Genomic DNA, 14706 nt, shown 5'->3' with positions numbered 1-14706 from the left:
GTGAATTATGGCTTGAAAATTCTGTTGACAGCAATCTATACTTTACTTTCCTCCAGCCTACTGACTTATTTGTTATGGAAATATCTACATCATAGAAATAAACAACATCCGCCAACTTTTGGCGGATTAGCTATCTTTATCAGCTTTTGGACCGGATTTTTCGCGTTGTTCCCTACATTAATCGGTCATACCAGTCAAAGTTATATTTTTTTAAGTTCTTTAGTCGTCTTAATTACGGGTATTTTTGATGATTATCTGGTATTAAAACCTTGGCAAAAATCTCTAGGCATTCTCTTGGCGGCCAACATGGTTTATTTTTTAACCGAAGTAGAATTTTCTTCGATTCTATTACCTAATCTGTCCCCTTTAGTTTTTAGATTCATCTCTTATATATTAACGATTCTATGGATTTATTTTGTGACCAATGCGGTAAATTTATTAGATGGGGTCGATGGTCTAGCTGGTAGTGTTAGTCTGACCAGTTTGTTCATCTTAGCTTTAACCAGTTTACTTTTTTCTTCGTCGATTCGGTTGGCTTTTTTGATGTTATTATTATTATTATTTCTAGCTATTTTAGGCTTTCTTCCTTTTAATTGGTCTCCAGCCCGCATTTATCTAGGTGATACCGGTGCTTTATTTATTGGCTTTATGTATGCTGCTCTTAGTGTGACCCATCTGAAGAATGCCTCGTTTTTCACCATGATTTTACCGGTATTTGTCTATGTTGTTCCATTATTTGATACTTCCTATGCGATTTTTCGTCGCTTAATAACCGGTCAATCGATTGTTCAACGTGACCAAGACCATGTTCACCACCGTCTGACGCGGATGGGTTATTCTAATCCGAAAATCGTTGGCATTATGGTCGGTATTACCATTGTATTTGCCATATTAGCCATTTCAGCGCAACAATTTAGGGCGTATCGGTCCTGGATAATGGGCGCAACTCTGATGATAATCCTCGGCCTATCTTGGTGGATGTACCGTTTGGGTCAAGATAAGCCTTAATCTTTCCATCTTTCAGGGATATAATCGGCATCCACCCGCTGGTCGCCTAACTGAGTCCACTGCATTTGACCTTTTAGCAGGTCATTGATGATTTGCTGATATTGTTGATGTTTATCAGGGTCGAGAGCCAAACGATAAGAGACTTTGTCGGTATATTCTGTGCCTAAGACAGTAAGAGCGGATGTTTGCTCTTGTAGGAAACGGTCGAATAAATCATTTTGGGTATAATTTAGTTGAATTTCTATGATGTCTTGGCTAATATTCTTAATAAGCGAGGTATTTTCTAACGTTTGGCTGACCGCTGAAGAATAGGCGCGAATCAGACCGCCAGCGCCTAGTTTTATGCCACCATAATAGCGTACCACCACGGCCATGATATAAGTTAATTCGTTTTGTTTTAAGACTTCTAAGATTGGTAGCCCCGCAGTCCCTTTCGGTTCTCCATCGTCGGCCGACTTTTGAATTGAACTGTCATCGTTTAAAATATAAGCGTAACAATGGTGGGTGGCTTTATAATGCGATTTTTTAATCTCTGCCAATTTTTGCAGGAAGTCTGTTTCATCCTCGATTGGCAAGAGATAACAGATGAATCTAGATTTTTTTATAGTGATTTCACTTGTTTGAGCTTGCTTAATGCTATAATAATGAATCATTGAACTACACCTCATTCTAAGTTTAAGTATAACATGGAGTGAAGGAATAAGCGGAATCATTATCAAGCCTTCGGGCTTTTTACAATGAATGATAAGGAGAGTCATATGAAATTAGCGATTATTGTTGATAGTACGGCTGGTTTAGTCCCCCCTTTATCAACTTATCCTGATCTTTTTCAGGTAAATTTATGGATCAATTTTGCCGATGGCCAAAGTATGGTTGATAGTGTAGATGGTGCCAAGAACAAGGGCTTTTATCAGCGTCTGGCTCAAGCAGAAGAATTACCCTCCACCTCACAACCGCAGATCGGTGAATATTATACTTTAATGGATCAAATCGTCGAAGAGGGTTATGATGCGGTGATTGCTTTTCATTTATCAGGAAAAATCAGTGGAACATCGGCGAGTGCGCAATTAGTCATGCAAGATTATGCAGATAAATTAAAAACCTATGTTGTTGATTCGAAATCAGCCTCAGTGGCGGTCCTTGGCATGGTAAGGCAATGTATCGCTTTGCATGAACGAGGTTACTCTTTTGAGCAGTTAACCCAAGCCATGGAATCCTTAGTTGTCCGAACTAAAGTTTATTTTATGGTCCAAGATTTGAATAATTTGACCAAGGGTGGCCGTCTTAGTGCTACCGGAGCCATGCTCGGAAATGTTCTCAAGATTCGGCCCATTCTGACCTTCAATCCTGCGGGAGAGATGGTGGTTCACGATAAAATTCGGACGACCAAAAAGGTTTATCAAGAATTTCAAACTTGGGCTGAAGATTTGGTCAAAGAGTGCCCTGAGGGCTATGATATAGCCATTGTTCATACCGATGCTTATGACGAAGCGACTGAGCTCCATCAACAATTTGAGCAAAAATTTGGTGCTGAACATCTATTATCGATTGGTTGGGCTTCGCCAGTCCTAGGTACTCATACTGGGAAAGGCCTGGTTGGTTTTGGCGTTCTTCCGCATATTGAATAAATTTCTTAAGCTAGCTACGGCTAGTTTTTTTGTTTTTGCTTTGTTTTTGTGTATCTTCCTTGTAAAGGGAGTTGATGACCATTCAGTTTGAAGAAGCTTTATTGTGGGGTCGCTTATTAAGTCGTCATGAGATTGAAATGCAATTTAATGGTAAAGTTCTAGAAGATCTCCCGTGTTTTTCTGATTTAGTACGATTGCCCATGATTGAAGAGACCGAAAAGGGTTGGTGCTGTGGACGTTGTCATAATCAAGATCCCAAGCAATTTCTTGAACAGCCCGAAAGTTCTTCTTGTCAGCAGGGCTTGGTCTATTGTTTGAATTGTTTAACCATGGGCCGAATGTGTCAGGGTGAAGAACTCTACTATCTACCTAGTCAGCACCAGCAAATCACAGCGAAATATGAATCGTATCTAACTTGGTTTGGTCAACTTTCAGCAGAACAGCAACGGGCCAGTCAAGAGTTATGCCAAAGTCTAACTGATCCAGATCATCCCCATTTGGTGCATGCGGTAACCGGGGCCGGTAAGACCGAGATGATTTTCCCCGTGATAAATCAAGTTTTAATTCACTCAGGCCGGGTCTGCTTAGCCTCGCCTAGAATTGATGTCTGTCTAGAATTGTATCCACGTCTTCAGGCTGCCTTTAATCAAGTTCATATTGGCCTTTTCTATGGCGAATCTGAGCCGGTACAGCAATATTGTCCGCTGATTATAGCCACCAGTCATCAATTGTTACGATTTAAGGCAGCTTTTGATCTGCTAATCATGGATGAAGTTGATGCCTTTCCTTATGCAGATGATCTATCCTTGCATTTTGCCGCCCGGCGGGCAGTTATGCCAAATACAGGAAAATTAATCTATCTTACTGCTACACCTGATGACCGATTACGGCTACAACTATCTCAGGGAGAGCTGAAGCAGACCTGTTTACCGGCACGCTTCCACGGTCATCCCTTGCCTGAGCCACAATTTGTCTGGTTGGGTAACTGGCGTCAACAAATTATCAATCAAGCTGATAAAGGCAAGTTATTAAAACATCTACAGCAATTTATTCAAGGTGAAGGCATCCGCTTAATTTTTATGCCTAGCATTCCTTTGGCCGAAGCTTTATTTAACTGGCTTGAATCCTTACCCGATTTTCAAGGATTAGCCTGTGTTCATGCTCGTGATCCACAACGAAAAGATAAAGTGAATCAGCTAAGACAGGGACAACTCAAGGGTTTGATTTCCACAACCATTTTAGAACGTGGCGTCACCTTTACGAATTGTCATGTCAGCATTATTGGGGCTGAAGATAAGAAGTATAGTCGGGCTGCCTTGGTCCAAATGAGTGGCCGAGTGGGAAGACGACCGGATTTTCCTGCGGGACAACTCTATTATGCTCATTATGGCATCTCAAAGACGATGATTGAAGCTCAGCAGGAGATTAGAGCGATGAATCGCCAAGCAAGAGAGCGAGGGCTACTTCATGATTAGAGTCAATCCTGATTGTCTGATTTGTCAATGCCCATTAAATTATGATTTAAGATTGGCAGACATCCTCAGCCTGAAAGCCATTGAACCACCTATCCTCTGTACTGTATGCCAAAATAAATTCCAGCGTGATCGACCCAGAGCCCCTTTTTGCCAAGCTTGTCAACGTCAACTCCTAGACCAGACAACCGACCCCTACCAAAAAATTTATTCCCTGCAACAAGAAGACTACTGTCATGATTGCTTTATCTGGCGCCGACAATATGACTTATCTTTCTTAAAAAATCAACCATTAATGGCATATAATGATTTTATTCGTGAATGGTTGTATCGTTATAAGTATCAAGGAGATATCCGTTTAGCTGCAGCTGTTCGTCCTCTGTTAAAACACGTTTATCGAAAATACAAGGCCTATCAATGGCTGGTCTTACCCTCTAGCCCTAGTTCTCTAGCCAAGCGTAAATTTCATGCCACTGGCGAGTTGTTGAATCAAGCAGGCATCCCATATCAAGAATGTTTACTATATCGAGGAGATGGACTACGACAAGCCCAGAAGAGTCGAGAGGACCGTTTAAAATTAGAACAAGTTTTCGCAGTAAATCAAGGAATAACAACCTTACCTGAGCGAGCTTTACTTATTTTTGATGATGTGTATACAACGGGGACGACCTTGATTCGGGCTAAAACTGCCCTGATAAAAGCCTATCAAGCTCGGCAGCAGGCTGTGCCACGCATCATTTCACTGACTCTAGCCCGAGAAATAGATTTAAGTTGAAAGAACGGTAAATCTCAGCTTTGAAAAAACTGTTTGCGTTTTCATTCGAAGGAATCTATGCTATAATATTCTAAAGAAGTTGAAAACTTCTAAAACTTTAAATGACGGACTGACCATCGTCTGAAGTCATTTAAATAAATCGGAAGAGAGGGATTCGTATGTTTAACTATAATGTGCGCGGTGAAAATATTGAGGTCACTCAAGCGATTCGAGAATATGCTGAAAAGAAAGTAGCAAAACTTGATAAATTCTTTTCAGATACCCCTGATGCGACAGCCTATGTGAATCTCAAAGTTTATCCAGATAAGACTGCGAAAGCGGAAGTAACTATTCCATTATCTTTCCTAGTGCTCCGTGCTGAAGAAACAACGGATGATTTATATAAGAGTATCGACTTCGTGGTTGATAAATTAGAAAGACAAGTAAGAAAATATAAAACTAAAATTAATCGTAAATCCAGAGAACGTGGATTTGATGGCATTGCTGATCTTCCGGCCGATGAGTCAGATCATAAAGCTGAAAAGCATGCTGAACCTGAACTTGAAATCGTACGTTCTAAACGCATTAGTCTAAAACCGATGGATAGTGAAGAAGCAGTCCTTCAAATGAACATGTTAGGTCATGACTTCTTTATTTATACCGATGCGGAAACCAATGAAACCAATATTGTATATCGTCGAAATGATGGACGTTATGGTTTAATCGAAACAGCAACACTGTAAACTAAAGTTTTATTAAATATAATAACCACCCGTGAATTTGCTTAATAAGGTGAATTCGCGGGTGGTTTTTGAATGTGCAGGTTAGTTAAACAACTCTTGATAGACTTCTAGTCGGCCAAGGAAGAAATCACTGTAGCCTGATAAATCTAATCTTTCACCAGACCAGGCGCATAACTTAAGGTCTAGCTCTTGGGCCATTAAGATAAAAGGAGCATAATCCCATGGACCCCCCTTAGGGTTAACAAAGACAGCAAATTTACCTTCTAAGACTCGGGCACCATCCAGACCGCTACAACCAAGATAACGTAAGTCGAAAGCTCCTTGATCAATCTTGTTAAGCAGTGAAGAGTCATCAGTTCTTAAACGATCAATTGAGACAAAGCTTTCATCAATTGAACAGAGCTGAGGTTTTGCTAACTGTCGGTCATTACGGAAAACACCCTGCCCTTTAATGGCATAGTAGAGATGATTGTTATAAATATCATAGATGTAAGAAAGCTGAGGCTCTTGCTTGATAAAGAAGGCAAGCATGACACAATAGTCTTGGCGCATTTTTACGAAATTGGCAGTGCCGTCAATGGGATCAATCACCCAGAGGAAGGGGCTGTCGTTTGCCTCAAAGCTGGCATAGCTTTCTTCGCCAAGGATTTGGTGGTCGGGGAAGTTATTTTGAATGAAATCTTTGAAATCAGCTTCTATTGTTTTGTCCACGGTAGTAACCAAGTCTTTGTCATTTGATTTAGTATCGATTGAGAATTGATTGAAATTTAATATTTTTTCTCGGCTATAAGACAACCATTCAAGAATTTTTGAATGCATTTGATTCAGATTTAATTGGGAATTCATCGGCTCATCCTTTCTGCATCTATTTTATCGTTTCTCATCAGAAAATGCATATCTTAATTTCTCGGTGACGACGATTCAATCTTTAGTTTTTGAATGAAAGGAACAAGAAGACCACACTAGGACCGTAAATAAGAACAAATATGCTTTTATTTGCTTGCCGTCCATGATAAACTGTATGAGTGATACTTTGCATATTTTATTATAAGTGATATATGTATCTGTAAAGATAATTAAAAGGGGTATAATAATGGCCAATTTTTTGAAGAATTTAATAGAAAATGATAAAGCCGAACTCCGAAGAACCGGAAAAATGGCTGATCGGATTATGGCAATGGAAGAACGTTATCGCGATATGACTGATGAGCAATTGCGTGAACAAACGGTTCTCTTTCGTCAACGTCTAGCCAAAGGTGAAACTTTGGAGGATATTCTTGAAGAAGCGTTCGCCGTGGTACGGGAAGCTGCTCGGCGTGTTCTCGGCTTGTTCCCTTATAAGGTCCAAATTCAAGGTGGAATTGTACTTCATGGTGGGAACATTGCTGAAATGAAGACTGGGGAAGGTAAGACCCTGACCGAAACCATGCCAGTTTATTTAAATGCTTTAGCTGGTAAAGGGGTTCATGTGGTTACCGTCAATGATTATTTGGCGACTCGGGACTCTCAAGAGATGGGTGAGGTTTATCGCTTCCTTGGCCTGACTGTAGGTTTGAATTTAAATAGTATGAATTCGTCACAAAAACGGGAAGCCTACAATTGTGATATTACTTACTCAACCAATAACGAACTCGGTTTCGATTATTTGCGGGATAACATGGTGGTTTATAAGGAACAAATGGTTCAACGTCCCCTTTATTTTGCTGTAGTCGATGAGGTTGACTCCATTCTGATTGATGAAGCACGGACTCCTTTAATTATTTCGGGTCAAGCAGGTAAATCTACTGCTTTATATAATCGTGCCGATTACTTTGTTAAAGGATTACGTGAAGAAGAGGACTATAGCATCGATTTGACTTCTAAATCGATTGCCTTAACCGATGTCGGTGTCGACAAGGCTGAATCTGTCTTTCGCTTAGATAACCTTTATGATGTCGACAATACCGCTCTGGTTCACCATATTGATCAATCTTTACGGGCCAATTATATCATGTTGAAAGATATTGATTATGTGGTGGATGAAGGGCAAGTTAAGATTGTTGACTCCTTTACCGGGCGGATTATGGAAGGTCGACGCTATTCTGATGGTTTGCACCAAGCCATCGAAGCTAAAGAAAATGTTCAAATTGAGAACGAATCTAAGACCATGGCGACGATTACTTTCCAAAATTATTTCCGTATGTATGAGAAACTTTCAGGAATGACCGGGACGGCTAAGACCGAAGAGGAAGAATTCCGTGAAATTTATAATATGAATGTCGTGCAAGTTCCAACCAACCGGCCGGTTATTCGCGACGACCAAGCAGATTTGTTATATCCAAACCTGCGTTCTAAATTCAATGCCGTCGTTGAAGAAATTAAAGAACGTCATGCCAAAGGTCAACCAATCTTAGTCGGAACGGTTGCCGTTGAAACCTCTGAATATCTATCTAAGCTCTTAACCCGCGCAGGGATTCCGCATGAAGTCTTGAATGCCAAGAATCACTTCAAAGAAGCTGAAATTGTCATGCAGGCTGGTCAAAAAGGTGCAGTCACGATTGCGACGAATATGGCTGGTCGGGGTACCGATATCAAGTTAGGTAGCGGTGTTAAAGAAGTGGGCGGTCTGTGTGTTATTGGGACGGAACGTCACGAATCACGTCGGATTGATGACCAATTACGGGGACGTTCTGGTCGTCAAGGTGACCCAGGCGCTTCACAATTCTACTTGTCTTTAGAAGACGACTTAATGCGCCGTTTTGGTTCAGATCGAATCAAGGCAATATGGGAGAAATTGAATGCTGATGATGAAGAAGCTAATGATATGGCGATTCAAAGTAAAATGCTCAGTCGTCAAGTTGAATCTGCTCAGAAGCGAGTAGAAGGGAATAACTATGACACCCGTAAGAACGTATTGGAGTACGATGAGGTGATGCGTGAGCAACGGGAAGTAATCTACAAGCAACGCCTAGATGTCATTAACGCAGAAGAAAGTTTAACCCCTTACGTGAAGGCAATGATGCATCGAACGATTGAAAGACAAGTAGCCTTGGCAATCGATGAAGATAAACGCACTGCCAATTTAGAAGAGATTATCAATTTTGCCCATGCAAATCTGATGAGTGAAGATGATATTTCCGTAGAAGATTTAGCCAATAAATCAGAAAAGGAAATGATTTCTTATATTTATGGCTTGACTGAAAAGTTATACGATGAGAAGTTGAGCCAACTATATGGGCCAGAACAAGTCTTAGAATTTGAGAAAGTGATTATTCTTAAGGTGGTCGACTCTAAGTGGACCGATCATATTGATGCCATGGATCACTTACGCCAAGGTGTAGGACTACGGGCGTATGCTCAAACCAATCCCTTAACCGAATATCAAACCGAAGGCTACGAACGGTTCGAAGAAATGATCTCAGCGATTGAATTCGATGTGACCCGCTTCGTTATGAAGGCTCAAGTTCGTCAGAATGTTGAACGGGAACAAGTTGCTGGACCAAGTCGCGCATAGAATGAATTATTGAACGAATAACCTGGGAATCTTAAAAGGTTATTCGTTCATCTTTATTAAGGAGTAAATCGATGGAATTATATGAAATGAAACAAATACTGGAGAATCATCAAGATAAATTTAATAATTTAAGGGGGTCTCTTTGACCTCGAAACCCTAGAAGAAGAGATTGCTAATTATGATTATCAGATGGCCCAAGCCGATTTCTGGCAGGATGCTGAACAAGCACAAGCGACGATGAAACAAGCCAATGAAGTCAAAGGGACCTATCAGCAACTCCAAGATCTACAAAATCATTTGGAGGAATTATCTTTGGCCATTGATTTATTGGAAACCAGTCAGGATGAAGAACTTATGAAAGAAGCGGAGCAGCTCTGTCAGAACTTAGTAAAGGCCATGGAATCCTATGAATTATCCTTGCTACTATCCCAACCCCACGACCGTTTGAATGCCATCTTAGAGATTCATCCAGGCGCTGGAGGAACAGAATCCCAAGATTGGGGCAGTATCTTATTACGAATGTATCAACGTTGGGCGGAGAAGAAGGATTATTCTGTCGAAGTTCTAGATTATCAAGATGGTGACGAAGCGGGGATTAAGAGTGTAACCCTAGCGATTCGTGGCTTGAATGCCTATGGTTACCTCAAATCAGAAAAGGGCATTCACCGGCTGGTGCGGATTTCACCGTTTGATTCTAATAGTCGCCGCCACACCTCTTTCGCCTCGGTCGAAGTGATGCCGGAATTGGATGAAAGTATTGAGGTTGAAATTAATCCAGATGATTTGCGGGTAGATACCTACCGAGCCAGTGGAGCGGGGGGTCAGCATATTAATAAAACTTCCTCAGCTGTCCGTATTACCCATATACCGACCGGAATTGTAACCCAAAGTCAATCTCAACGTTCTCAATTTCAGAACCGGGATACAGCCATGCAACTCTTAAAAGCGAAATTGTACCAGAAACAAGTTGAAGAACAAGAAGCTAAGCTGCGAGAAATTCGCGGAGAACAGAAAGAAATAGGTTGGGGCTCCCAGATTCGTTCCTATGTCTTTCATCCTTATTCGATGGTTAAAGACCACCGGACCGACTATGAGGTTGGTAACAGCCAGGCCGTTGTTGATGGTGACTTAGATCCATTTATGGATGCCTATCTCCGTTGGTCAGTTCATAGCGATCAATAGGAGTTTTAGGGAAATTTTTAAAACCGTTGATTTAGATTTAGGAAATGAGGTGTCATCATGATTCAAATGACAAATGTTAGCAAGCAATATGATAACGGAATTATTGCTGTCAATGATGTTACATTAAGAATTGAACAAGGAGAATTTGTCTATCTGATTGGTCCCAGTGGTTCAGGGAAATCGACTTTTATGAAATTATTAAATCGGGAAGAAGTCATTAGCTCAGGCCAATTAACAGTAGGCAAATATCATATGGATCGATTAAAGGCGAAGGATCTTCCTTATCTACGCCGTTACGTCAGTGTGATTTTTCAAGATTTTAAATTGTTACCGCGACTTACCGTTGCTGAGAATGTAGCTTATGCTCTTGAAGTGACGGGTAAAAGCCGGAAAGAAATTAAAAGTCGGGTGAATGAAGTGCTGGAATTGGTTGGTCTCCGTCACAAGGTTCAACAATATCCAAATGAATTATCAGGTGGGGAGCAACAACGGGTGGCGATTGCTCGGGCAATTGCCAATCGGCCAAGCATCCTGGTTGCTGATGAACCGACGGGAAATTTGGACCCAGAGAATGCCAAAGACATCTTCCTTTTGTTAGAACAGATTAATCGAAATGGAACGACGGTCATCATGGGGACCCATAATGAGCAATTAGTCAATACCTTTAAACACCGAGTGATTCGAATCAATCAAGGCAAGATTATTCGCGATCAATTTAAGGGGGAATACCATGAGAATGATTAGAGATTTTTGGCGCCATATTCGTAATGGCTTTCGAAATTTGTTTCGAAACGGTTGGATGACCACGGCCACTATCTTGACCATGGTTTTGACCTTATTTATGGTTGGCTCTTTACTGGTTTTTATGGATAATGTTGATAATGTGATCCAAGATATCGAGCAAGGAGTTAAAATCCGGGTTCATATCGATATTGCTGCGACTAAAGAAGAAGAGACCAAGCTTAAGGAAGAAATTCTAGCCATTGACCATGTTGACAAGGTAACTTATCGAACAAAAGATGAGGAACTCGCCGATGTGGTTGAGAACTATGGGTCCGAGTTCGAGTTATTCGAAGGTGACGCCAATCCTTTCTATAATGTATTTGTGGTCGACGTAGATAATACGGATCATTTGGACCAAGTTACGCAGGAAATTAGCAAGTTAGCCAATGCTACTGAAGTTAAATATGGCGCCATTGATACCCAGAATCTCTTAAAGACAATCGAGATTATCCGGATAGTTCTGGCCCTCTTAGCAGCTATTTTGGTGGTCGTGGCTATCAGCTTAGTGTCGAATACGATTAAGATGACTATCAACGCTCGCCAAACTGAAATTCAGATCATGCGCTTGGTCGGTGCCAAGAATTCTTACATCCGTTCACCGTTTGCTTATGAGGGTATGTTTATTGGGTTGATTGGGGGAATTTTGGCCTCTTCAATACTCTACGCCGCCTATGAAGGTTTGCAACGGGCTTCGGTTGAAATTATTGGAGTACGTATTATTCGTTTCTCTCCAAGTTGGCCCTTGCTAGTATATGTTGGCGCGGTTCTTGTCCTTTCCGGTATGATTTTCGGAGTGGTCGGAGCTCGCCGTTCCATCCGCCAATATTTAAAACAATAAATAATTAGACGAAGAAGCCTTGCTTAGCGAATGGAATTCTTCGTCTTTTTAAATGGGGAGAGCATTAATTAAGTAAAATTATGATTAAGACAGATGCTATTTTAGAGTAACTTTGATAAGATAAAGAATGAGCGAAAAGTTTTGGGGGTAAAGGAATGAAAGAGATTCTAATCGTTGACGACGAGGAGAATATCCTGACGTTGTTGGAATATAATCTGAATCAGGCCGGCTATCAGGTCGACAAGGCGACTGATGGCGAAGAAGCCTACCGCATTATTAAAGAAAAAAGCTATGATTTTATTATTTTAGATATTATGTTGCCTGGGATGGATGGTATTGATGTCTGCCGTCGTGTTCGTAAAGAAGGGATTAGTACCCCTATCCTTATGCTGACGGCTAAAACCGATGAATACGATAAGATTATTGGTCTAGAATTAGGTGCAGATGACTATATGACCAAGCCATTTAGCCCTCGTGAGGTGGTAGCTCGGATTAAGGCGATCTTTCGCCGAACTGAAACTCAGCAACAGATTCACCAAGAAAAACAAGCCGAATTAAATAAATCAGGCAATTTTCTCTGGAGTGATTTAGACTTCACTTTGATGAATGACCAATCGGTTCAAGTTTTAAAGAATGAGGACGATTCCAAAACCATCCGCATTGGAAAGATCGAAATTAACACCAATCATTATGAAGTCTTGGTCGATAACAAGTCCATTGATATTACGCCGAAGGAATTCGACTTATTAGTTTATATGGCGCTACGCAAAGGACGGGTATTAAGTCGTGAACAATTATTAAACAGTGTCTGGGACTTTGATTATGAAGGTGAGACCCGGATAGTAGACGTTCATATTAGCCATTTGCGTGAGAAAATTGAGACCGATTCTAAAAGGCCTGAATATATTAAGACCGTACGTGGATTCGGTTATAAATTTGAGGTACCTGAAGAATGATTTATCAGCATTCAGAGAATAGAAGATTACGGATAAAACAGCTTATATTACTATTTTTACCTTTTATAGTTTTAGTGGCTGTTTTTTTAAATTTTCAAATTAATCGATTAATTAGTCAAGTAATGGTTACCCAAAGTAACGCGTTCTCTAGTTTTATTCAAGAGATTGATATAGATACGCTTGATCAACATGATATTAAAGAAATTCAATCCCTCTATACTTCAGGGACTAAACTAGCCTTGATCCGACCCAGCCCGCGTTTAAAGATTTATTGGCAGAATTTTGAGCAGGCAGATGAGTTGGATGCGATTATTCAGAGTTTAAGGGTTTCAAGTGAGACCTCTGAATATGGTAAGAGTGCCTCGGGATATTGGATTGCCAATCAAATTAAACAGGGATCGGGAAATTATTGGTTTGTTGAACATTACCCCAAGGCTTTGTTTGATGATTTACGGGTTGGAACGGCCTCAGTCTGGTTAGGGATCATTATTCTGTTTCTCTTCCTGCTTTATTTAGCCTATCGTATCATTCTGGTTTACATTGCTAAGCCCATTAGGGTAATTGACGAAGGTTTGCAACGTGTCTTGGAAGATGATTTTACTTTTGAATATTATGGAACCCAATTTAAAGATGTGGATCATCTTGGCCGCACGGTGACTAGTTTGAAAGACAAGTTGGTCGAGAGTCGGAAGGATTTGGTCTCCAGTGAACAGCGTCTTTCAATATTATTAGACCATCTGAACTTAGGTGTGGTCTTAATTAGCCCTGATCACCGGATTGAACTGTTTAATCCGGAAGCGCAGAATCTATTACAATTTGATCAGTCAACCATCGGTCGAACTTATGAAACAACGATTCAAAGTTATGTTTTGGTGGATATGATCTCGCGGGTCATTGAAGAATCCAAAGGTTTAAGCGATGAAATTGAAATCTTCCTGCCGAAACAGAAATATATCGATGTCAATATCATTCCCTTCGATGATTTGAATCAATTTCAAAAGACGGGCCAGTCGGTTCTGGTCTTGCTATATGATATTTCCAAAATTATTAAATTAGAGACCATTCGGAGTGAATTTGTGGCGAATGCGTCGCACGAATTACGCACCCCAGTGACGGCGATCAAAGGATTTGCTGAAACGCTGCAGGATGGGGCCTTAAAACAACCTGAAATGGCAGAGAAATTTGTTAAGATTATTGCCAATGAGAGTGTGCGTTTGGAAAAACTGATCCATGATATTTTAGAATTATCACGGGTTGAGAAAAGGTCCGAGCCACTTCATCATGAAGCCTTTGATGTGATTCAGTCAGTGGAAGATATTATTGAATTCTTGAGTGTTAAAGCGAAGGTGAGAAACATTCAGATTCATACTTATTACGGTCAACCACAAATTATAATGCATTCCGATTCAGGCCGGATTAAACAAATTTTGATTAATCTTCTGGATAATGCGATTACTTATTCGGGTCTGGGTAAACAGATTGAAATTCGAGTCCATCAAGATATGAGTCATGTTTATTTCTCTATAAAGGATAATGGGGTTGGCATTCCTTATGAAGATCAGAAAAGAATTTTTGAACGTTTTTATCGAGTAGATAAAGGACGAAGCCGAAATTCTGGCGGTACCGGTCTAGGTTTATCGATTGTTAAGAATTTAGTCAATTTGCTTGAGGGAAGTATAGAATTAGTCAGTGAACCAGATCAAGGGACTCAGTTTTCGCTGACTTTACCGTTGGATGGTAAATAAAAGAGCAATCATTCATGGTAATCTTTACATAATCTTTACAATATAAAGGCTCTTTTAGGAGTACAATGGTGGTAGTTATTTAGTTGCAATTGTCAGGAATATTT

13 protein-coding genes are annotated in these 14706 nt (G+C 40.5%); 11 read left to right on the top strand and 2 right to left on the bottom strand.

Translation table 11 applies throughout. The features are described from left to right. On the top strand, positions 1 to 1008 hold the full coding sequence (locus BMX34_RS05645) for an MraY family glycosyltransferase (RefSeq protein ID WP_092571717.1): 1008 nt from the start codon (positions 1 to 3) through the stop codon (positions 1006 to 1008). Here BMX34_RS05645 and BMX34_RS05640 read toward each other — a convergent pair. Then, positions 1005 to 1661: a YigZ family protein gene (locus BMX34_RS05640; protein ID WP_159428863.1), complete on the bottom strand. Its 657-nt coding sequence runs from the start codon at positions 1659 to 1661 to the stop codon at positions 1005 to 1007. The two genes, BMX34_RS05645 and BMX34_RS05640, sit on opposite strands and share 4 nt — an antisense overlap. A gap of 105 nt (positions 1662 to 1766) precedes the next feature. Here BMX34_RS05640 and BMX34_RS05635 point away from each other — a divergent pair, with 105 nt between their 5' ends. From BMX34_RS05635 to hpf, 4 genes are all read left to right on the top strand, one after another. Then, complete coding sequence (locus BMX34_RS05635) at positions 1767 to 2636, top strand: DegV family protein (RefSeq protein WP_159428862.1); 870 nt, start codon at positions 1767 to 1769, stop codon at positions 2634 to 2636. A gap of 74 nt (positions 2637 to 2710) precedes the next feature. Beyond that, positions 2711 to 4111, top strand: coding sequence for an ATP-dependent helicase ComFA (locus BMX34_RS05630; protein ID WP_092571712.1), 1401 nt, complete (start codon positions 2711 to 2713; stop codon positions 4109 to 4111). Continuing rightward, on the top strand, positions 4104 to 4883 hold the full coding sequence (locus BMX34_RS05625; RefSeq protein WP_092571710.1) for a ComF family protein: 780 nt from the start codon (positions 4104 to 4106) through the stop codon (positions 4881 to 4883). Before BMX34_RS05630 ends, BMX34_RS05625 begins: the two co-directional genes overlap by 8 nt. A gap of 158 nt (positions 4884 to 5041) precedes the next feature. Continuing rightward, entirely contained in the window at positions 5042 to 5605 is a 564-nt protein-coding gene (gene hpf, locus BMX34_RS05620) for a ribosome hibernation-promoting factor, HPF/YfiA family (RefSeq protein WP_092571709.1), read from the top strand. An 81-nt stretch (positions 5606 to 5686) separates the two neighbouring features. Here hpf and BMX34_RS05615 read toward each other — a convergent pair whose 3' ends face one another. Then, on the bottom strand, positions 5687 to 6451 hold the full coding sequence (locus tag BMX34_RS05615; protein WP_092571707.1) for an inositol monophosphatase family protein: 765 nt from the start codon (positions 6449 to 6451) through the stop codon (positions 5687 to 5689). A 247-nt stretch (positions 6452 to 6698) separates the two neighbouring features. On the opposite strand from BMX34_RS05615, the gene secA reads away from it, so the two are divergent. The 6 genes from secA to pnpS all read left to right on the top strand — a co-directional run bounded on the left by secA (position 6699) and on the right by pnpS (position 14602). Beyond that, positions 6699 to 9098, top strand: a complete 2400-nt coding sequence (gene secA / locus BMX34_RS05610) for a preprotein translocase subunit SecA (RefSeq protein WP_092571705.1) — start codon at positions 6699 to 6701, stop codon at positions 9096 to 9098. A gap of 71 nt (positions 9099 to 9169) precedes the next feature. Further along, a protein-coding gene (gene prfB, locus BMX34_RS05605) for a peptide chain release factor 2 (protein ID WP_143440734.1) occupies positions 9170 to 10280 on the top strand; the annotation gives its coding sequence in 2 pieces (ribosomal slippage) (positions 9170 to 9241 and positions 9243 to 10280; 1110 coding nt in all). A 57-nt stretch (positions 10281 to 10337) separates the two neighbouring features. Beyond that, positions 10338 to 11024, top strand: a complete 687-nt coding sequence (gene ftsE, locus BMX34_RS05600; RefSeq protein ID WP_092571701.1) for a cell division ATP-binding protein FtsE — start codon at positions 10338 to 10340, stop codon at positions 11022 to 11024. Continuing rightward, positions 11011 to 11901: a permease-like cell division protein FtsX gene (gene ftsX, locus BMX34_RS05595; RefSeq protein WP_092571699.1), complete on the top strand. Its 891-nt coding sequence runs from the start codon at positions 11011 to 11013 to the stop codon at positions 11899 to 11901. The genes ftsE and ftsX overlap by 14 nt, the downstream gene beginning before the upstream one ends. A 155-nt stretch (positions 11902 to 12056) precedes the next feature. Further along, positions 12057 to 12857, top strand: coding sequence for a response regulator transcription factor (locus BMX34_RS05590; RefSeq protein WP_092571697.1), 801 nt, complete (start codon positions 12057 to 12059; stop codon positions 12855 to 12857). 122 nt (positions 12858 to 12979) lie between these two features. Next, positions 12980 to 14602: a two-component system histidine kinase PnpS gene (pnpS, locus tag BMX34_RS05585; RefSeq protein WP_159428861.1), complete on the top strand. Its 1623-nt coding sequence runs from the start codon at positions 12980 to 12982 to the stop codon at positions 14600 to 14602. The last annotated feature ends 104 nt before the right edge of the window (positions 14603 to 14706 follow it).

It is taken from the genome of Ignavigranum ruoffiae, from assembly GCF_900110675.1.
GTDB lineage: Bacteria > Bacillota > Bacilli > Lactobacillales > Aerococcaceae > Ignavigranum > Ignavigranum ruoffiae.
This window is presented reverse-complemented; position numbering and strand designations above follow the sequence as displayed.